Consider the following 20776-nt stretch of genomic DNA (forward strand, 5'->3'; position numbering starts at 1 on the left):
CTATGATCACTAAATGGAAGGTCTTCAACTTTAAATCGATTCGTGAGGAGACTGAGCTGGATCTCGGCCCTCTTACGATCTTCGCTGGCGCAAACAGCAGCGGGAAAAGCACATTCATCCAATCCGTCCTTCTCGTAGCACAGACTTTGGCCCATAAGGTCGGATCGCGATCTGTCGTATTGAATGGTGCTCTCACGAGCCTGGGCCAGTTTGACGACCTGAAATCCAATGGTGGTGCTTCGGACCAGATCACCATCAAATGTACCTGTCGGCCACTTCCGGATCAGGATACTGCAATAGGCAGGCGGTCTCAGTTCGCGCCCCGTGGAGCTATTTACTATGGACCACACTTCAATCAGCTTCAGGAAATCGCTTGTGAGATTTCCTTTGATGCTGATGCTTCGAGCTCCCAGCGAGATCTGTTCCAAATTCAACCTCGGCTTTTTGCAGCTCAGTTGTCCTGCATATTCAGAGATGAGGACAATGTGGATCAGAAAGCCGACATATCGATCCATCATTCCACCAAGGCCATCTCCGAAATTGAAGGTGCTGACAGCTTTAGTGAAATAGACGATCAGTTACGCGCCAGCTTGGCTTACGCTGTTGAGCTGGACAATGGCTCCATGGCTGAGGTGAAGGATGACTTTCGCTCGGCCAAGCCAATCGGCTGCATGCTTCGACACTTTCTTCCCGAGAGAATTGTTTACGCTATCGATACCATCGAAGAGGACGCAAACGCCATCGCCATGGCTCTTCAGGATTATGGCCGCCGTGCCATTGGCTTACGGCGCAACATGGGAAGAGATATCCTTCTTTCCGAAGAGATCATTGCGGTGTTGCGCAAAGTCCTCGAAGGCACAATCGATTTCGACCAGATTTTTAATGATAAATATCGGCAAAAATCACTTTTCGATTTTGAAGTCGATACACTTTCATTCAGGTCTTGGTATGAAAGGTTGCGCAGCCTCCCACGCGACGAGCGCCTGAAGGTTCAGCAGGTCCTGCGTGAGCGCGAGGATCTTTTTGACCGCATCCACCAATCCATGAAGGCGTCAACGGCAGAGAAACCCGAGACCCATGCCTTTGTCCAAGCCAGTCCCCCTCGCTTGATAATGGAGGCTACCTGGTATCTGGATAATTTCTTCGCCTCGTCCTTGAAGTACCTCGGCCCGCTGAGGGATGCTCCCAAACCGCTGTATCCGCTCGCACCAGCAGCCGACCCACATGACGTAGGCTTACGCGGAGAACACACTGCTTCCATTCTAGAACTGCATAAAAACAAGAAGATCCACTACATCCCGTCGGTAAATTTCAAAGAGCCAGTAGTTGAACACAAAACAGTTACCCGAACACTTGAAGCAGCGGTTATCGATTGGCTCCAATATTTGGGAGTCGCAAGCTCAGTCAAAAGCCGAGACCAGGGCAAATTGGGGCACGAGCTTAAGGTGGGGCTTGCCAATTCAGATAGCACGCACGACCTCACGCATGTTGGTGTAGGCGTTAGTCAAGTTTTACCGATACTCGTTATGTGTCTTCTAGCCGACACGGACTCAACGCTAGTTTTCGAGCAACCAGAGCTGCATCTACACCCAAAAGTTCAGACATTACTGGGGGATTTCTTTCTTTCAATGGCACTGTGCAGCAAGCAGTGCATTGTTGAGACTCACAGCGAATACTTAATTGATCGCCTACGATTCCGGATTGCAGCGGCACCACCCGAAAAAGCGCTAAACAGCCAAGCCAAGATTTACTTCGTGGAAAAACCGGCACTGGATTCATCTTTCCGAGAGGTGGTGATCAACGAGTATGGAGCCATCTCAGATTGGCCAGAAGGGTTCTTTGATCAGTCACAACAGCAGGCCGAAGCGATTCTAACGGCAGCGCTGGCCAAGAAGCGGGCCAAGAAAAACAAGGATTGAACATATGTTGGCCAAAGATGTTGTCATTGATCCATTTTTGCTGTGCCTTCCAAATCCCTGCGATTCACTTGATCGACTGGAAGACTTCATCGCGGCTTTGGTTGGCTGGCGAGGCTTTATTGATCGACCTGATACATGTGTTCTGATGTCGGATGCGGCGCGAGTGGCACTGAATGACGATGGTGAATACCCACATCGGCACAGATTGCTAGAGCTTATCGATAAATTTGAATGTACGTTTGCTGATGCAAATACGATTTCAAAAGTTGCAAATTCGATATTGGATCGGACGCCTGCGCTTGAAGAGCATTACGGAATAGACGCTATTCTTTTTGATGAAAACTCGCATGAGATTGTTCCGGCGCTCATGCTGGATCGACTGAAGCCGAAGTGCAGATCAGCATTTAGGGATGATTTGCTAATTACTGGATTGAAAATTGATGAGGGTATTTCTGCCAGGACTATAGCTAGTGTTTTGGTGGCTTCTGGGGGGTGGAGGGGCAATCCTATTCCTGAAGATATTGCTGTTAAAGCAAATGTTTACGACGTTGGCCTGCTTACAACAGACGTTAGCTTAAAGACTGTTCCTCCTTTCTCGCTTCTCCAAAATATTCCTGTTGCGTTTAGCCATGAGCAGTTGATCAAATCACTTGATCTCTGGTCAATCTGGGACGGAGCTTCGAGTGAAAGTGCTGTTCGTTTGAGCATCGAGACATGTATCAAAAATCTTATTTCAAGTGGGACGTCGAGAGACGGAGCAATGGATTTCGAGATAGGCAGCGGATTTGTCCATTCACTCCATACATGGGGCGCTAATTCTCGACATGATTACGCGATGGTAATCATTGAGTCGTGTGCGCGTATTGTTCTTGGCATGCCGAAAAATAGTATCAATGAATTTAGAGAGAGCGCAAAGGCAACGGCAAAGCAACGTATAAGGGTCGATGATGGTGCTTTGGCATTCCGGACGCATTTGACAAAGAAAGGTGTGGGGCTGAGGTTGATGTTCTGGCGGCTGGCAGGCGGAACGATCGAGTTCGCCAATATCGGTGCCAAGGGGGATTTGGAGATTTTATGAGTCTTTGGCAATATAGCACCGTTCATAACAGCGCCTGTAAGGTCATCGAGGAACAGACTTTGTGGGGGCAGACGGTGTGCCGTGTCTGGTTGCCGAACCAGGACGCGGTGGTGCGCGTACCCCGCTCCACCTTGCGGCCGCTGAGTGCTGACCTGCAGCCGGAGATTGAAGCCGGGCGTATAGCCTACGTGGCCGCCGCAGCCAAGGTGGCTGAGGTGCTCGAAGGCTCCGCCAGCGCCACCGTGGGTCATGTATTGCTGGCTCCCATGGAGTCCAATGTCATTCCGCTGCCGCACCAGATCCACGCCTTGTCCCGGGCCATCTCCGGCGACCGAGTGCGCTATCTGCTGGCCGATGAGGTGGGTCTCGGCAAGACCATCGAGGCCGGGCTGGTCATGCGCGAGCTCAAACTGCGCGGGCTGGTTCGGCGAATCCTAGTCGTCTCTCCCAAAGGCATCGCTACCCAGTGGGTGGCCGAAATGCAGACCCATTTCAACGAGCAGTTCAAGCTCGTGCTGGGCGACGACATCGGCACTTTGCAACGTCTGGCCTCAGGGACGGACCACCGGAAATCATCTTGGTCGATGTTTGATCAGGTTATCGTCTCCTTGGATTCGGTCAAGCCCATGGACAAGCGGCGCGGCTGGACCGCCGATCGCGTCGCCGAATACAACCGCAGCCGGTTCGAGGATCTGATCACCGCCGGTTGGGATCTGGTGGTGGTGGACGAAGCGCACCGCCTGGGCGGCAGTACCGACCAGGTCGCCCGCTACAAGCTCGGCAAGGGGCTGGCGGAAGCCGCGCCCTATGTGCTGCTCCTTTCGGCGACTCCCCATCAAGGGAAGACCGATGCCTTCCATCGCCTGATGAGCCTGTTGGATGATGACGCCTTTCCGGATATGGACAGCGTCTCCCGCGACCGGGTGGCTCCGTATGTCATCCGCACCGAAAAGCGCAAGGCCATCGATGCCGACGGCAAGCCGCTCTTCAAACCCAGGCGAACGCAGATGGCCCCGGTAGCCTGGGAGAGCCGTCACCAACTGCAGCAGCTTCTCTACGAGGCGGTGACCGACTATGTGCGCGAGGGCTACAACCTGGCCCTGCGCGAGAAGAAGCGGCATATTGGCTTTTTGATGATCCTGATGCAGCGCCTGGTGGTTTCCAGCACCCGGGCGATCCGCACCACGCTGGAACGGCGGCTCGCGGCACTCAAGGAAGGCGAAGAGCAAGCCAGCCTGCGCCTGGCGGAACTGGAAACCGGCACGGAGGGATCGGAAACCCCAGACGATGAAATAGCCGAGCTGTATGACATGGACGGCCAGGAGCTGCTCGATAAGCTGCTGAAATCCCACGTGTCGGCTCTGCAGAGCGAAGGCAGCCATGTGGAGACCTTGCTTGACGCGGCGGTCCGTTGTGAGCAGGCAGGTCCGGATGCCAAAGCCGAGGCGCTGATCGAGTGGATCTACAAGCTGCAAGCCGAGGAAAACGAACCGGATCTGAAGGTGCTGATCTTCACTGAGTTCGTGCCGACCCAGCAGATGCTAAAGGAGTTTCTGGAAGCCCGGGGAATCTCTGTGGTCAGCTTGAACGGCTCCATGACCATGGAGGAACGTCGGGCAGCCCAGGATGCCTTCCGCAAATCGCACCGCGTATTGGTTTCCACGGATGCAGGGGGCGAGGGTCTGAATCTGCAGTTCGCCCATGTCATCATCAACTACGACATCCCCTGGAACCCGATGCGGTTGGAACAGCGAATCGGCCGCGTGGACCGTATCGGCCAGCCAAAAACCGTACAAGCGATCAATTTCGTATTTGAGGATTCAGTCGAGTTCCGCGTCCGCGAAGTGCTGGAGCAGAAGCTCTCAGTGATCTTCGACGAGTTCGGCATCGACAAGACCGGCGACGTGCTCGACTCGGCCCAGGCCGGTGAGTTGTTCGAGGATGTGTACGCCTCGGCCATCCTTAATCCTGATGGCATCGAAACCTCCGTCGATCACACTGTGGCCAGGATTCGGGATGAAATTCAGCAGGTGCGCGAGGCCTCCGCCATCTATGGGATCTCCGAAGAACCTGATGTGCAGGCGGCTGAGCGTCTGCGCTCCCATCCGCTGCCTCACTGGGTGGAACGGATGACGGTCGGCTATCTCAATTCGCACGGCGGTGCGGCCAGCCGCAAGCGCTCCTGGTGGGATCTGAATTGGCCGGATGGCCAGGAACACCGCAAAGCCGTATTCAGCGCCCGGGAAGCGGATCGTCTAACCGACGCAACCCTGCTCAGTCTTGAAAACAGTCACGTCCGTGGTCTTGCCCTGAACCTGCCCCAGGTCGCGGCAGGTCAGCCATTGCCTTGTGTAACTGTAAGCGGGCTGCCAGCCAGCATCTCCGGGCTCTGGGGGCTCTTTGAGATCCGCCTTCAGGCCGGAATACACCAGAAGACACAACTTCTGCGCATCCCAATGGTGCGGCGTGGCTATATCAGCGTGTTCTTGAGCGAGGAAGGCAAACTGTTTCTACCCACGGCCAGGCATATCTGGGATGCGTTGCAGACAGCGGAAGCAGAAATGCAAGCCACCCTCGGGCAGGATGAATCCATCACCGCCCATGATCGTTTGCAGGAAGCGGCCGAGCAGGCCGGACAGGAGATGTTCGACGCCTTGCAGCAGGCACATCTCGCCTCTGTGGCTCGCGAGGAGGAACGCGGAATCGTCTCCTTTGCCTCGCGTCGCAAGGCCATAGAGCGGGTTGGGCTGCCGGAGGTGCGGCAATTCAGACTGTCTCGTTGCGATGCGGACGAATCCGAGTGGCGACATGAGCTGCAATCGGCAAGGCAGAGCGTGCCGGAAATCCGACCGCTGTTGATGTTGCGGATCATCAAGGGAGGCGTTCAATGAATAGTTGGCGAGACGCCATCCTGAACGACTTTGTACCCAACGTCAGCAAGCTGACCCTGGTCGCGGACCCGGATTGCCTGCTGACCGAGGAAAAGCTGGTCTTGGAACTTCGCGGGCGCGGGTTCGACCTGATCGAGTTCAGTGACCCGGTCGAATTCAGGTACGCTTATGAGTCCAAGTACCGTTCTGTCTGGGACCGGGGTGAGCATACCGATCTGGTGGTGGTCCTCCGCTTGCAGGATGCGGAGCTGGAATCTCTGCCTTACGACCTGCTCCAGGCTGGGCGGAAGCTATCGTTCAACCTGGGGGATCTCTTTCCCAATCTGAGCTACCCGGTCATCGAGAAGCTCGACCGGAGCTTGCTGGATTCACTTTTTGAGGCCCAACGCAAGTCGCCGCCGGATCGCATGGGCGACAACGCCACCAAGGATTTCATTCTCCGCCATGTGTTCGGCATTGCGGCTGAACTGATTGGAGGCGAAGTGGAGCTGCTACGCGCCTTGCTGCGCCTACACTACGGAAAGCTCCAAATCCCGTTGATGCTGGCCGAGCGACTCATCCAGGTTCTCAAAAGTCATGATGGGTTCAAGGCCTGGCCCCTCTCTGAAATCGTTTCGGACGATGAAGCCTTCTTTGCCTTTTTGCAGGAACGCTGGCCGCCCTTTCTTTCCCGACTGGGTAGCGCCAATCAGGTGCGGGAAGATTCACCGGAATACGGCCTCAAGTATCCCGGCCCTGACCACCTGTCGTTCGACCATCAGGACATCAAGGTCTACATCGACAACCTGTTCCTGGAGGGGAAGCTCACCCCGGTCGAGGCCAAGGACATTGAAGTGGACGCCGGGTCTTGGGTGCGAAGCGGTATAGCCACCTCCGGCGTGGACGATGATGAGCTGCGGATTTCCCGCCTGTTTGGCCTTGTCGAGAAGGAGTTGCCCACTGCGGAAGCCCGCTACTCGGACTGGATCACCTTCGCACTGAAATGGGCCGAACTGTCTTCGCTGGTTCATTGCGGCAACAGCTTCGAGCATCAAACCCGGCTCAGGGAAATCGGTGAGGAACTGAACACGAGCTTTGCCGTTTGGCTGGCGGACCACTACTCCAGTCTGATCAATTTGCCGCCGACCAATCCGGCCATGCTCCACCATGTGCCGCGCCGCCTGGCTCGGAACATTGAGGACTCCGGTAGCAGCCGTGCGGCGTTGATTGTGGTTGATGGCCTGGCCCTGGACCAGTGGGTGACCATTCGCCAGCTTCTGCAAAAGCAAGATGCCAATCTGGTCATGCGCGAATCCGCGACCTTCGCCTGGATTCCGACACTGACCTCGGTATCGCGGCAATCGATTTTCTCGGGCAAGCCTCCGCTCTATTTCCCGTCATCCATCAACTCGACTAACAGCGAAGAGAAACTCTGGAAGCAGTTTTGGGAAGGCCATGGCCTGTCCCGGCTGGATGTTGCCTACCAGCGAGGCCTTGGCGACGGTGATGCTGCGAGCGTCCTCGACTCCGCAATCCACCCCGGGAAAACCAAGGTGGTGGGGCTGGTCGTGGATAAAGTTGATAAGATCATGCACGGCATGCAACTCGGCTCGGCCGGGATGCACAACCAGATCAAGCAGTGGTGCCATGCAGGATTTCTTTCCGCGATGGTCGGCGAACTGTTGGATTACGGTTATGAGGTCTGGCTGACGGCCGATCACGGCAACATCCAATGCGACGGCAAAGGCCGCCCGTCTGAAGGTGTTATTGCCGAAACTCGTGGCGAGCGGGTTCGTGTCTATCCCACGCCGGAGCTCCGTGCTCAGGTGGCTGGGACATTCCCGTTTGCCCACGAATGGCAGCCGGTCGGATTGCCAGCAGATTACTTTCCTCTGGTCGTCGGTGGCCACGACGCGTTTGTCAGCCCAGGAGAAGCCATCGTAGGTCATGGCGGTATAGCCATCGAAGAAGTCATCGTGCCCCTGGTGAAGTTTGAAAGGAGGACACGGTGATGGGCAAAAGGCACGGAGCCATTGGCATCAAACAGACAATTCATTTCGATTGGATGCAGAAAGCAGCTAATCTGTTGCAGGTTGGACTCGATGCCAAAGGCATCCGCCAGGAGTTGCATGAGTTCCTTTCGAACAGAAAAGGCAACAGCTCCGAAAGCGAACGAAGCGACCAGACCCGAACTTTTGCCGTCAACAACCTGATGAAGATCTGGGTCTCTCCTGACCCCGAGTTGATCCCATTCCGGGACGCCTCGCTGGCGTGTCTGCGTGAAACCCCGTCCATGGCCTTGGCAATCCACTGGGGGATGATCTCGGCGGTTTATCCGTTCTGGTTCAATGTGGCCCGCCAGACTGGCCGCCTGCTGGCCTTACAGGATCAAGTGACCCAGACACAGATTATCAATCGCCTCAAAGAACAGTATGGCGACCGGCAAACCGTGAGCCGCTATGCTCGGTTCGTCATCCGTTCCTTTGTCGCCTGGGCAGTTCTGAAGGATTCTGATGCCAAAGGCTGCTATGAGAGAGCTTCTCCTATAAGCGTTGCTGAGCCAAATTTAGCCATCCTGATGTCCGAGTCAGCACTCTTGGCCATACCAGAGTCAAAGTGTGCATTGGGACTGCTCCTGAACAATCCGGCATTCTTCCCATTCCAGCTTCCTGTGATGACTGGAGACTTTATATCCCAACGTAGCGAGCGCATCGACATAGTTCGCTATGGTCTGGACGATGAACTGTTGAAATTGAAGGGCGACTAAATCAGGGCAGGTCCCTTTCTCGGCATGGCTTCCTCCTTCAAGAAGCTCTGCCTAGGGTTTATCCAGCGCTATCTCTACTCATCCCAATGTTTTAACAGGCAATACGATCAATTCGGCCACCCGTTTCGGGGATTCCGGCCACCTAATCCGGAAATGCGGGTAGAGTCCACGAAGGTGGTGTAAATTCTGGAGTCGTCCAGGCCGGGGGGAGCCTCCAGCCTGGACGGGATGGGCGAGGTGGCCATCAGGTCAATTGGCTGTAAGGTGAAGTTGCGAAGCCGCACCTGCAACCAAAGGAGACCACGATGGCCGAGGACAGCATGGCATTAATCGAGCTGATGCAAAAGGCCGATGGCGGCGATTTTCTCCGCTCCCTGGCGGAAGCGGTCTTGCAGCTTCTCATGGAGGCTGATGTGGACGGCTTAATCGGAGCCAGCCGCCACGAACGAAGCGCCGAACGAGTCAGCTACCGCAACGGCTACCGTGACCGCAGCCTTGATACCCGCGTCGGCTCCCTGCAACTGCGCATCCCCAAGCTGCGTCAGGGCAGCTACTTTCCGCCCTTCCTGGAGCCGCGCAAGACCAGCGAGCGCGCCTTGGTGGCCGTCATCCAGGAGGCCTGGATCGGCGGCATATCGACGCGGCGCGTGGACGATCTCGTCCAGGCCATGGGGCTTTCCGGCATCTCGAAATCCCAAGTGTCCAAGCTGTGCAAGGACATTGATGAACGCGTCCATGCCTTCCTTTCCAGGCCGCTGGCCGGGGAATGGCCCTATTTGTGGCTGGATGCGACCTACCTCAAGCAGCGTGAAGGCGGCCGGGTGGTCAGCGTTGCCGCCATAATCGCCGTGGCGGCGAACACGGAAGGCCGCCGGGCGTCAGGCTTGGCGTTTTTAATGGCAACGTCGGTCAGCGGCATCTCCGTATAACCTCCCCACGCTAGATGTGGCGCGCTCTGAGCGAGTTATACGAGCGGGTGTCGTATGACCTCGCCAGTTTTACGAGGAGCTATACGGGCAAAGTGCGGATGTCAACGAACCAAAACGGAAGAAGCCGGCCCCTGTGGGCCGGCTTCTTGGCTGAAATTTCTGACTTTTTGAACCGCATCGGACGGTATCGAATAGTCAGTTGGTGGAGCAAACAGCTCTCGACCGCAACTCAGTCTCCGCCCCCGATCTCCCCCGTAAAACATTGAAAACAAAGGGCTTCACATAGGAAGCCGATTCACACCCCAAGTTCCAATCAGGGAAGTGCTTTTTTCATATCAATTTCCATGCTCCGGACGAGGATGCTGGGTTTGCAGCGAAAGCGGATACCAACGACCTCACCACAACCCATAGTCCTGTTTCTCCGCACATCCGGTTCGATTTCGAAAACGGGAATCGAATTGACCTACCTGCCCGGCAGTTCCGTGCCGCGACTCATGATCTCGATATAGCCCGCGTAGCTGAACAGGCGGTTGCGTTTCTGGGCGGTCAGCTCCTTGACGATGTCGAGCTGCTCCAGGTGGCCGAGCGCCTTGTTGACCGTGGCCGGGGTCATGCCGGTCCTCTCCACCAGCGAGCCCGAGGTGGCGATGGGATGCTCCATGAGCGCCCGGTGGACCTGCAGGGTCGATGCCGCCGCCCGTCCGAGGCCGCTGATCTTGTCGCGGTCCTGGTTCGACAGGTCCAGGAGCTGCTGCGCCGTTTCCACCGCCTGGGTGGCGGTGACAATGACCGCCTCGGCGAAGAAATCGAGCCAAGCTTCCCAATCGCCGGTCATCCGCACGTTGTTGAGCAGCTCGTAATAATACTGACGATGCGTCTTGAAATAGAGGCTGAGGTAGAGCATCGGCTCCCGCAGCACCTTCTGCTCGCACAGGAGCAAAGCGATCAGCAGACGTCCCAAACGGCCATAACCGTCGAGGAACGGGTGGATCGTTTCGAACTGCACATGGGCCAGAGCCGCCTTGAGCAGCACCGGGGTCGGCTCCGGCTGGTCATGGAGGAAGAGCTCCAACTTGCTCATGCACTCCAGTACCTCTTCGGCCGGAGGCGGAACGAAGGCCGCGTTGCCCGGCCGGGTGCCGCCGATCCAGTTCTGGCTGCGCCGAAACTCGCCCGGGGTCTGATTGCTGCCCCGGCCCTTGGTCAGCAGCACACCGTGGATTTCGCGGAACAGGCGCAGCGACAGCGGTAGCCCTTCCTCCAGCAGACGCAGGCCATGGTCGAGGGCCGCAACATAGTTGCTGACCTCCCGCACGTCATCCAGTGGCACGCCGGGTTCCTGATCCAGCTCGAACAGCAGCAGGTCGGAAAGCGACGATTGCGCCCCCTCGATCATGGAGGAGAGTACCGCCTCTTTGCGGACGTACATGTAGAGGAACAGCGAGGTGTCCGGCAGCAAGGTCGAGACACTGTCCAGACGCCCGAGCGCCAGCAGCGCCTGGTCGAACTTGCTGCGCAACTCCGGAGTTCAGTCGATGGGCGGACGCGGCGGCAGTGGCGCGGGAACGAAGGCCTGGGCCTTCTCACCCACCGTCGATATGGTCACGTATCTGCCTTGGAGTTCTCGCTTCATCTTGCCTGCCTCGAACCTAAAATAAGGTTCGTCTTTATTTTATTTTCACTGCACATCCTAAAATAAAGAATCGAGAAGGAAAAATCAAGCGGATTTCCCGATTGGCCGTTTCGATTTCCTCAGACGAGCGTTCGACGTCGCAACGCACTTGCTAAAGCGGAAAAAAGTTACAACCACGGCTCCGATTTTTCGGTCGCCGGAAAGCCCCTGCCATCAAAGGGTTTCGGGCCGCTGCCCGGAACGGGCATTCTCCGGGGTCGGGAAGTACCGTTTCAACCCCGTTTCCTTTTCGGGGTCGCTTTCGGACGTGCGTTTTCTCCGTTCCACCGGAAAATCTCGCAAACTCGTCTTGAACCGTCCTTGACGCTCAACCCATTGTAAAGTCAGGATTTCGGTGTGAGGCTGTGTCGGCGGAAGATCGGGAACGCGGGAAATCCGGGTGAATAATTTTTGCGGTTTTGAGGTGAGTCCGATTTGCGTTAGCTCTCAGACCGGCAAAATCGGAGGGAACGATGACCTACCACAAAACAGTCTCAAAGCCCGCGTTCCTCGTAACTCCTTGATAATAAACTCCGAAGTCATCTCGCACAACCATTTCCCGACAATCCGACCAGAGAAACGATTTTCTCCCCTGATTTCCCTGCACCGGACGAGGGTGGCGGGTTGCAGTAAAAACGGATAACTGGTGCTTTTCATCAACAACTTCGAATCCGGTTTTCGGACGCCGGTTCAGTTCCCAAAACGGGAATCGAATTGATCCTGACATCATCCCTTCGGCGGATACGGATCGTTCCCGTGGCTGTCCTTGTTCTGGATCTTCCCGTCCTTGCCGTGGATGTAGAACTCGGTGCCTTGGTTCTGGCTGATCTTGCGCTTGGCATCGACGGCATCCTGCTTCTTGTCGAAGTGGCCGCTGCTGCGGGTCGCGCCGTCTTTCTTGACGTCCCAGCCGCCGTCGGCGTTGGGTACGACATGATGTGATCCTGGTTTCTTTGGCATGGTCGCCTCCTATTTCATGGTTTCTGTTGATATGAGTTGCACCAACCGTTCTCCGCTACGATTGCATCAGCATCCGCTCCTCAGCATGGTCAACGCGCCACTCCTTGCTTCGGTCATCGGTCAGGATCACGGTGAAAACGGACCTACCAATCGAAGCAGAACGGCCGTCTTCAGAATAGTCATCAATCCCGAAGTGGGCAGAGAGAGACGCCGTAACCACAGCGCCAGGTGGTGCCAGTTGCCCGGCGTTTCGGAGGAGTGTTCTCTGACACATACTGGCAAGAGTCCGGTTCCTCTCAATGTCGAATTCCGATGGTTCGATTCGCAGTTCCAGGAGGTCAATTGCCACCGTCAGCAACTGGTGCTGATACGCCAGCCAGGCATAATGCTGGGCCGAACAGGCAAACATATGAGCGATGCCGCTGGCGAAGCTCTTGATATGCTTGCGGCCCAATTTTTTCTGCTCGAATGGTGTATCTGCCGTTACCATTGATCAATCCTCGCGCTTTGACTCAACCAGACAGGTTCACTCCGGCTGCCAGGCGCAATCTGCCCAGTGCGCTTCGTAGCGTTTCACAAAGTCTTTCATCTCCCGGATGTTGGCGGCAGGTTCGCGGCAAGCCCGGGCGCAGGTGGAAACAACATCCCGGTAGAACCGAACGGCCACGCCCGATGACGATGCAATAACAAAAGTCCCGATCAACCCGCTGCCGTCGTCACCGGATCGGGCCATCCCGGCCATCACCCTTGAAGATTGGAGTCACATCCATCGGCCAGCAGGTCGCTGGATGTTGATTCTTGACTGTCGGCATGTTAGGCGTAATATTATTTAAAGTCTTGTAAGAATTTCCTCGAGCGAGGCCGCGTGACGTCGGAACTTGTGGGGGTGGTATGACAGCGCGCCAGCAGGCGATCTTCACACTCGACGAGTTGGCTGCCTACTTGAAAGTCGGCAAGCGGACGCTTTACCGGCTCGCCTCGCACGGGGAGATTCCGGCCTTCAAGGTCGGCGGGACGTGGCGGTTTCGTCAAAGTGAAATCGATCGATGGATCAATGATCAGATCCAAGCAGGCAGAAAGAAGGAGGTGATACGCACAGATGAGCAGCCAAAGTCAGCGGAACACTCCGTGTCGTCTGGGCGCGCTGTCCGTCGCCGCAGGCAAACGGAGTGAGCGAGAGTCTTCAATTTTTCTTCTGGAGGTGTGACATGGACATTGATTTCAAGAAATTGGCTCCCTGGAACTGGTTCAAGAAGGAGCAGGAAGAACAACAGAGCACTGCCTCGCTGCCGGTGCAGCGCAATGACCTGCCGGTGGCGGGTGGGCCCGTCAGTCCCATCCTGCAATTGCACCGCGAGATCGACCGCCTCTTCGACGACACGTTTCGAGGCTTCGGCTTTCCGGCGCTGGCCATGCCACGCTGGCCGTCGGACTGGCCGGGCCTGCTGAAGCCGGCGCTGGACATCCAGGAGACCGACAAGCAGTACAAGATCGCCCTGGAAGTGCCCGGCGTCGAGGAAAAAGACATCCAGATCACGCTCGACAACGACGTGCTGCTGGTTCGCGGTGAAAAGCGTCAGGAGCAGGAAACGAAAGACGGCGGTTTCCACCGTGTGGAGCGCTCCTACGGCAGCTTTCAGCGCGCTCTGAACCTGCCGGCCGATGCCAACCAGGACACGATCAAGGCCGCTTTCAAGAACGGCGTACTCACGATCACGATGGAAAAGCGCGAGGCCAGCGCGCCCAAGCAGGGCCGCTCGATCCCGATCAACGGCTGACGCGGGGCAGCGCGTTTTTCTCAAAAACCACAAAGAGATGAGGCACCGTGATCGGCGGTGCCTCGTCAGATCAATCTTTACAGGAGCATCAGCATGGCCAGAAAACAATGCCAAGTCTGCGGCCAGCCCGCCACGGTGCGGGTGGAAGCCAATCTCAATGGTCGCCACAGCACCATGCTGTTGTGTGACGATCACTATCTCCAACTGGTGCGCCAGCAAAAGCGCACCGTCTCACCGCTGGAAGCCTTGTTCGGCTCGCGCAGCGGGCTATTCGAAGACTTCCTTGGCAGCGACTTCTTCCGCATCGGTGACGACGCACCGTCCATGGCGGCCGATACCGACGAGGTCGTCGATGCCTCGTTCGGCGAACCCGCCCCGGCCGGTACGGGCACCGCGCGCCGTCGCGGCAGTGGGCTCGCCAGCCGTATCAGCGAACAGTCCGAGGCCCTATTGCAGGAGGCCGCCCGACACGCTGCAGAGTTCGGGCGCGCCGAAGTCGATACCGAACACCTGCTGCTGGCGCTATCCGACAGCGACGTGGTCAAGACCATCCTGGGGCAGTTCAAGATCAAGGTCGATGACCTCAAGCGCCAGATCGAATCCGAAGCCAAGCGCGGCGATAAGCCGTTCGAGGGCGAGATCGGCGTGTCGCCCCGGGTCAAGGACGCGCTCAGCCGTGCTTTCGTGGCCTCCAACGAACTCGGCCACTCTTATGTCGGGCCGGAGCATTTCCTGATCGGGCTCGCCGAGGAAGGCGAAGGTTTGGCGGCCAACCTGCTGCGCCGTTACGGCCTCACGCCGCAAGCGCTGCGCCAGCAGGTAAGCAAGGTGGTCGGCAAAGGGGCCGAGGATGGCCGCGCCGAGACGCCGACCAACACGCCGGAACTCGACAAGTATTCGCGCGACCTCACCAAGATGGCGCGCGAGGGCAAGCTCGATCCGGTCATCGGCCGCGCGCAGGAGATCGAGACGACCATCGAAGTGCTGGCCCGGCGCAAGAAGAACAACCCGGTGCTGATCGGTGAGCCCGGCGTCGGCAAGACCGCCATTGTCGAAGGACTGGCGCAGCGGATGGTCGCCGGCGAAGTGCCCGAGACGCTGCGCGACAAGCGTCTGGTCGAACTCAACATCAACGCCATGGTGGCAGGCGCCAAGTACCGCGGCGAGTTCGAGGAGCGCGTGCAGAAGGTGCTCAAGGAAGTGACCGAGCACCAGGGCGAGCTGATTCTCTTCATCGACGAGGTGCACGCCATCGTCGGTGCAGGCCAGGGTGGCGGCGAAGGCGGGCTGGACGTGGCCAACGTGTTTAAGCCGATGATGGCGCGCGGCGAACTGAACCTGATCGGCGCCACCACGCTCAACGAGTATCAGAAGTACATCGAAAAGGATGCCGCGCTGGAGCGTCGCTTCCAGCCGGTGATGGTGCCCGAGCCGACCGTGGCGCAGACCATGATGATCCTGCGCGGCCTGCGCGATACCTTCGAGGCGCACCACAAGGTCAGCATCACCGAGGATGCGATCATCGCCGCCGCCGAGTTGTCGGACCGCTACATCACCGCGCGCTTTTTGCCTGACAAGGCCATCGACCTGCTCGACCAGGCGGCCGCACGCGTGAAGCTGTCGGCTACGGCCCGCCCGGTGGCGGTGCAAGAGTTGGAGTCCGAACTGCACCAGCTGCGGCGTGAGCAGGACTATGTGGCCTCGCGCAAGCAGTACGACAAGGCCGCCGAGCTGGGCAAGCGCATTGAGGCCAAGGAGACTGAACTCAAGAAGCTCGTCGAGGAATGGGAACGCGAGCGCGCCTCGGGCAGCGCCGAAGTCAAGGCCGAGCATGTCGCGCAGATCGTCTCACGCCTGACCGGCATTCCGGTCAACGAGCTGACGGTGGAAGAGCGCGAGAAGCTGCTGCATCTGGAGCAGCGGCTGCACGAGCGCCTGGTGGGCCAGGACGAAGCGGTGCGCGCGGTGGCCGATGCCGTGCGGTTGTCGCGGGCGGGGCTGCGCGAGGGCAGCAAGCCGGTTGCTACTTTCCTGTTCCTCGGACCGACCGGCGTGGGCAAGACCGAGCTCGCCAAGGCGCTGGCCGAGTCCATCTATGGCGATGAAGGTGCGCTGCTGCGCATCGACATGTCCGAGTACGGGGAACGCCATACCGTGGCACGCCTGGTGGGCGCGCCTCCGGGCTATGTGGGCTATGACGAGGGCGGCCAGCTCACCGAGAAAGTGCGGCGCAAACCCTACAGCGTGTTGCTGCTGGACGAGATCGAGAAGGCTCACCCCGACGTCTACAACATCCTGCTGCAGGTGTTCGACGACGGGCGGCTCACCGACGGCAAGGGCCGGGTGGTGGATTTCACCAATACCATCATCATCGCCACCTCGAACTTGGGCTCGGACATCATCCAGCGTCGGCTGAAGGCCCGTGGCGCCGCCGGCGAGGAATACGAGAAGACCAAGTCCGAGGTGATGGACGTGCTGCGCGGACACTTCCGCCCCGAGTTCCTCAACCGCATCGACGAGATCATCGTCTTCCATGCGCTGGGCAAGGAGGAGATCCGCCATATCGTCGGCCTGCAGCTCGATCGTGTGGCCCGCAACGCCGCCAGCCAGGGCGTGACGTTGACCTTCGACCAGACCTTGATCGATCACTTCGCGGAGGAAGGCTACAAGCCCGAGTTCGGCGCGCGTGAGCTCAAGCGGCTGATCCGCAGCGAGCTGGAGACGGCACTGGCGCGCGAGATGCTCGGTGGTGGCATCGGCAAGGGCGATCACGCCAACGCCCGCTGGGATGACAAGGCCGAACGGGTGGTCTTCGAGCGCCAGGAGCCGCCCGCGAAGCCGGTCGAGCCTGAAAAGCCCGATGCCGCGAACGTGGCCGAGGCACCGCCTAGCGACGAGAGCAAGCCTGCGCGCAAGAAGAAGCCGGCGGGCGGCGAATCTTGAGTCATGAGGAGGCTGTCGTGTCCGACCCCAACGGGCTGACATGGGCAGCCACCCTCGTGTCGCTGGCGGTCGCTATCCCCATAGCGGGGCACGCGGTCATCTACAAGCGTGACCCTCGATCGGCCACGCTGTGGGTACTGCTGATCGCCTTGTTGCCGCTGGGCGGTTCGCTGCTGTATGGGCTGTTCGGCATCAACCGTTACCAGCGGCGGGCGCGGCGGCTCTTCCCGGGGGCAGATCCTGCTGTTCGGCAGGACCTCTCGCCCACGATGCCCGAGCCCGTATCGCCGCCGCTTGCCGGCCTGGCGTACCTGGTGGGACGCGCCACCGGCCAGTCGCTGACCAGCGGCAACCGCATCGAGCCGCTCATCGATGGCGAGCAGGCCTACCCGGCCATGCTCGCCGCCATCGAATCGGCGCGGCACAGCGTCGCGCTGGCTTCGTACATCTTCGACGGCCAAGGCATCGGGGCGCAGTTCGTCGATGCGCTGCGCCGGGCTCATGAGCGCGGCGTGCAAGTGCGGGTGCTGATCGACGACGTCTATGCCCGCTGGAGGCCCCGCAGCGCCTACCGCGCCTTGCAACGCGCCGGCGTTCCGGCGGCGACGTTCAACCCGACGTTGATTCCCGCGCGCCTGCATGGCGCGCATCTGCGCAATCACCGCAAGCTGCTGGTGATCGATGGCGAGACGGGTTTCACCGGCGGCATGAACATCTTCAGCCCGTATTGGCGGCCCGATGCGCCGGAGCAGGCCTGTCACGATTTGCACTTTCGTCTGCGCGGGCCGGTGGTTGCGCATCTGATTCGGTGCTTCACCGACGATTGGTGCGATACCACGGGCGAGCGGCTCAACGAGGGTTTCTGGGGCGAACCGCCCGCAACGGCTGATGAGCAAGGAACCTCTTGGGCGCGCGGCATCGAGGCCGGTCCCGATGAGGCCCTGGACAGGATGCGCTGGACCTTCATGGGCGCTTTGAGCGCGGCGAAGCATTCGGTGCGCATCTGGACACCTTACTTCGTGCCCGATCAGCCGATGATCGCGGCGCTGAGCACGGCCGCGTTGCGCGGCGTGCGCGTCGAGGTGCTGACGCCTGCGAACGGAGACCATCCCACGGTGCAATGGGCGGCGCGCGCCCACTACTGGCAGGTGCTTGAGCACGGTGTGCGCATCTTCGAACGGCCGGGCCCGTTCGACCACAGCAAGCTGATGCTGATAGACGGCCAGTGGTGCTGCCTGGGTTCGGCCAATTGGGATGCACGCAGCCTGCGCCTGAACTTCGAGTTCAATGTGGAGGTGTACGACACCGCGTTGTCTACGCGGCTGTCATCCCTTTTTGATGCCGCCCGTGATGCGGCGGACGAGATATCGGCGATGGCGTTGCGCGCCCGCCCGCTGGCCATCCGCTTGCGCGACGGGGTGGCCCGTCTGTTCACTCCCATTCTCTAGCGACACGACTTGCGAGGAACATTGCCCATGGAAAAGAAAGATCAATGGAACATTGGCTACTGGATCGTCGCCGGCCTGTTGCTGCTGACGCTGCAGAACTACTGGCAGGCGGCCAAGACCGTCGAGCCCGTGCCCTACAGCGAATTCGAGAAGGCGCTGGCCGAGGGGCGCGTCGCCGAAGTGCTGGTGTCGGACCGCACGGTCACCGGGCGCCTGAAGTCGCCGGACAGCCGGGGCAAGACCACCATCGTGGCCACCCGCGTCGAACCCGACCTGGCCGAGCAGCTGTCGAAATACGATGTGTCCTACGCGCGAGTGGTGGAAAGCACCTGGCTGCGTGATGTGCTCTCCTGGATTCTGCCGGCCGTGGCCTTCTTCGGCGTCTGGTTCTTCCTGTTCCGCCGCTTCGCCGAGAAGCAGGGCATGGGTGGTTTCCTGAGCATCGGCAAGAGTCGCGCCAAGGTGTTCATGGAGAAGAACACCGGCGTCACCTTTGCCGATGTCGCGGGTGTCGATGAGGCCAAGGCCGAGCTGGTCGAAATCGTCGACTTCCTGAAGAACCCGCAGGATTACGGCCGCCTCGGCGCGCGCATCCCGAAAGGTGTGTTGCTGGTTGGCCCGCCCGGCACGGGCAAGACCCTGCTGGCCAAGGCCGTGGCGGGCGAGGCCGGGGTACCGTTCTTCTCTATCTCCGGCTCGGAGTTCGTCGAGATGTTTGTCGGCGTGGGCGCGGCGCGGGTGCGCGACCTGTTCGAGCAGGCGCGCGGGCAGGCGCCGGCCATCATCTTCATCGATGAACTCGACGCGCTGGGCCGTGCACGCGGCGTCGGCGGGCCCATCGGCGGCCACGACGAGCGTGAGCAGACGCTCAACCAGCTGCTCACCGAGATGGACGGCTTCGACAGCTCGGTGGGGCTGATCATCCTCGCCGCCACCAACCGCCCCGAAATCCTCGACCAGGCGCTGCTGCGCGCCGGCCGCTTCGACCGCCAGGTGCTGGTGGACCGGCCCGACAAGAAGGGACGGCTGGACATCCTGAAAGTCCACGTCAAGAAGGTGACGCTGGCTCAGGATATCGATCTCGAACAGGTGGCTGCGCTGACCACGGGCTTTTCGGGTGCAGACCTCGCGAACCTGGTCAACGAGGCCGCGCTGGCCGCGACCCGGCGCAAAGCGTCCGCCGTGGAGTTGCAGGATTTCACCGCCGCCATCGAGCGCATCGTGGCGGGCCTGGAGAAGAAGAACCGATTACTCAATCCCAAGGAGCGGGAAACCGTGGCCTATCACGAGATGGGCCATGCGCTGGTGGCGCTGGCGCTGCCCGGCACCGACCCCGTGCACAAGATCTCGATCATCCCGCGCGGCATCGGCGCGCTGGGCTACACCTTGCAGCGCCCCACCGAAGACCGCTTCCTGATGACGCGTACCGATCTCGAGCACAAGATCGCCGTACTGCTGGGCGGGCGTGCCGCCGAAAAGCTGGTGTTCGGCGAGTTGTCTACCGGGGCGGCGGACGATCTGGCGCGAGCCACCGACATCGCCCGCGACATGATCACCCGCTTTGGCATGGACGAAGGACTGGGCTACATCGCCTTCGAGGCGCAGCGGCCACGCTTTCTCGATACACCGGAACTGGCCCACGGCGGCTGCCGGGTGGCCGAATCGACCCAGGCGCGCATCGATCAGGCCATCCGCGACATCGTGATGGGCGTGTTCGAGCGCGCCTACCGGATCCTCGACACCAACCGCGCGGTGCTGGAGCGTTGTGCGCGCGAACTGCTGGCGCGGGAAACGCTCGACGAGAACGACATCCTTCAATTGACCCAAGGACTTGTTCTTGATAGAAACGAAAAGTAGTAGGCGCTGTTCAGAGTGAACCGGCGGCTCTGTTCGGTGCGTCATCCAATTCGCCGGCATTGTTCAAGGAGAACCGATATGTCTGCATTGACTCCGTGGGACCCCTTCCGGGAACTGGATGAATTGCAAAACCGCCTGGCGACGATGTTCGGACGGACACCCCAGCGACAGGGCGCCCGTACCGGCAACGAAGCCATGACCACGGCGGACTGGGCACCAATGGTGGATATCAGCGAGGATGAGAACGCATTCCTCCTCAAGCTGGATCTGCCGGAGGTCCCCAAGGATGCCGTGCGCGTCAGCGCGGAAAACGGTGTGCTCACCATCAGCGGCGAGCGCAAACTGGAAAAAGAGGAGCAGGGCAAGAAGTTCCACCGCATCGAACGTGCGTATGGCCGCTTTGTGCGCAGCTTTGTCTTGCCTGACAACGTTGATCCGACCAAGGTGACGGCTTCCATGAAAGACGGCGTGCTGGAAGTGCGGCTTGTCAAGGCCGAGCAAGCCAAACCGAAACAGATTGAAATCTCAGTCAACTAACTTTAATTAGGAGCCCAA

The 20776-nt window shown here is 59.2% G+C and carries 14 protein-coding genes and 2 pseudogenes; 12 read left to right on the forward strand and 4 right to left on the reverse strand.

Going from position 1 to position 20776, the window contains the following annotated elements; translation table 11 throughout:
* Nucleotides 1-2 precede the first annotated feature (2 nt).
* The 6 genes and pseudogenes from C3Y92_RS06075 to C3Y92_RS06100 form a co-directional block, all read left to right on the forward strand.
* Nucleotides 3-1919: an AAA family ATPase gene (locus C3Y92_RS06075; protein WP_129350670.1), complete on the forward strand. Its 1917-nt coding sequence runs from the start codon at nucleotides 3-5 to the stop codon at nucleotides 1917-1919.
* A gap of 4 nt (nucleotides 1920-1923) precedes the next feature.
* A complete protein-coding gene (locus C3Y92_RS06080) occupies nucleotides 1924-2997 on the forward strand; it encodes a hypothetical protein (protein WP_129350673.1) in 1074 nt (357 codons plus the stop codon).
* The gene (locus tag C3Y92_RS06085) at nucleotides 2994-5888 is read left to right on the forward strand and encodes a DEAD/DEAH box helicase (RefSeq protein WP_129350676.1); all 2895 of its coding nucleotides are present in this window, start codon (nucleotides 2994-2996) and stop codon (nucleotides 5886-5888) included. Before C3Y92_RS06080 ends, C3Y92_RS06085 begins: the two co-directional genes overlap by 4 nt.
* A complete protein-coding gene (gene pglZ, locus C3Y92_RS06090) occupies nucleotides 5885-7879 on the forward strand; it encodes a BREX-3 system phosphatase PglZ (RefSeq protein ID WP_129350679.1) in 1995 nt (664 codons plus the stop codon). The genes C3Y92_RS06085 and pglZ overlap by 4 nt, the downstream gene beginning before the upstream one ends.
* A complete protein-coding gene (locus tag C3Y92_RS06095) occupies nucleotides 7879-8634 on the forward strand; it encodes a hypothetical protein (RefSeq protein WP_129350682.1) in 756 nt (251 codons plus the stop codon). The genes pglZ and C3Y92_RS06095 overlap by 1 nt, the downstream gene beginning before the upstream one ends.
* Before the next feature lie 305 nt (nucleotides 8635-8939).
* Nucleotides 8940-9509 (forward strand): annotated as a pseudogene (locus tag C3Y92_RS06100) (transposase); the annotation flags it as partial.
* 517 nt (nucleotides 9510-10026) lie between these two features.
* Here the strand turns inward: C3Y92_RS06100 and C3Y92_RS06105 are convergent.
* The 4 genes and pseudogenes from C3Y92_RS06105 to C3Y92_RS06120 all read right to left on the reverse strand — a co-directional run bounded on the left by C3Y92_RS06105 (nucleotide 10027) and on the right by C3Y92_RS06120 (nucleotide 12928).
* Nucleotides 10027-11196, reverse strand: a pseudogene (locus tag C3Y92_RS06105) (Fic family protein).
* Between the two features lie 765 nt (nucleotides 11197-11961).
* Nucleotides 11962-12195 (reverse strand): DUF2188 domain-containing protein, encoded by a 234-nt coding sequence (locus C3Y92_RS06110; RefSeq protein ID WP_129350685.1) that lies wholly within the window; start codon nucleotides 12193-12195, stop codon nucleotides 11962-11964.
* A gap of 55 nt (nucleotides 12196-12250) precedes the next feature.
* Nucleotides 12251-12685, reverse strand: a complete 435-nt coding sequence (locus C3Y92_RS06115; RefSeq protein WP_011369120.1) for a hypothetical protein — start codon at nucleotides 12683-12685, stop codon at nucleotides 12251-12253.
* Between the two features lie 36 nt (nucleotides 12686-12721).
* Nucleotides 12722-12928: a hypothetical protein gene (locus C3Y92_RS06120; protein ID WP_041276954.1), complete on the reverse strand. Its 207-nt coding sequence runs from the start codon at nucleotides 12926-12928 to the stop codon at nucleotides 12722-12724.
* Nucleotides 12929-13086: 158 nt separating this feature from the next.
* On the opposite strand from C3Y92_RS06120, the gene C3Y92_RS06125 reads away from it, so the two are divergent.
* The 6 genes from C3Y92_RS06125 (at nucleotide 13087) to hsp20-GI (ending at nucleotide 20758) form a co-directional block, all read left to right on the forward strand.
* Nucleotides 13087-13368 carry a helix-turn-helix domain-containing protein gene (locus C3Y92_RS06125; RefSeq protein WP_012761384.1) on the forward strand — a complete coding sequence of 94 codons (282 nt, stop codon included), beginning with the start codon at nucleotides 13087-13089 and terminating at the stop codon, nucleotides 13366-13368.
* A gap of 35 nt (nucleotides 13369-13403) precedes the next feature.
* A complete protein-coding gene (locus C3Y92_RS06130; protein ID WP_129323687.1) occupies nucleotides 13404-13973 on the forward strand; it encodes an Hsp20/alpha crystallin family protein in 570 nt (189 codons plus the stop codon).
* 93 nt (nucleotides 13974-14066) lie between these two features.
* Entirely contained in the window at nucleotides 14067-16916 is a 2850-nt protein-coding gene (clpK, locus tag C3Y92_RS06135; protein ID WP_129350687.1) for a heat shock survival AAA family ATPase ClpK, read from the forward strand.
* Nucleotides 16917-16933: 17 nt separating this feature from the next.
* Nucleotides 16934-18364 (forward strand): cardiolipin synthase, encoded by a 1431-nt coding sequence (gene cls, locus C3Y92_RS06140; RefSeq protein WP_129350690.1) that lies wholly within the window; start codon nucleotides 16934-16936, stop codon nucleotides 18362-18364.
* Nucleotides 18365-18391: 27 nt separating this feature from the next.
* A complete protein-coding gene (gene ftsH / locus C3Y92_RS06145) occupies nucleotides 18392-20221 on the forward strand; it encodes an ATP-dependent zinc metalloprotease FtsH (RefSeq protein ID WP_129350694.1) in 1830 nt (609 codons plus the stop codon).
* Between the two features lie 78 nt (nucleotides 20222-20299).
* On the forward strand, nucleotides 20300-20758 hold the full coding sequence (gene hsp20-GI / locus C3Y92_RS06150) for a small heat shock protein sHSP20-GI (RefSeq protein WP_032174845.1): 459 nt from the start codon (nucleotides 20300-20302) through the stop codon (nucleotides 20756-20758).
* The last annotated feature ends 18 nt before the right edge of the window (nucleotides 20759-20776 follow it).

The organism is Solidesulfovibrio carbinolicus, assembly GCF_004135975.1.
Lineage (GTDB): Bacteria > Desulfobacterota > Desulfovibrionia > Desulfovibrionales > Desulfovibrionaceae > Solidesulfovibrio > Solidesulfovibrio carbinolicus.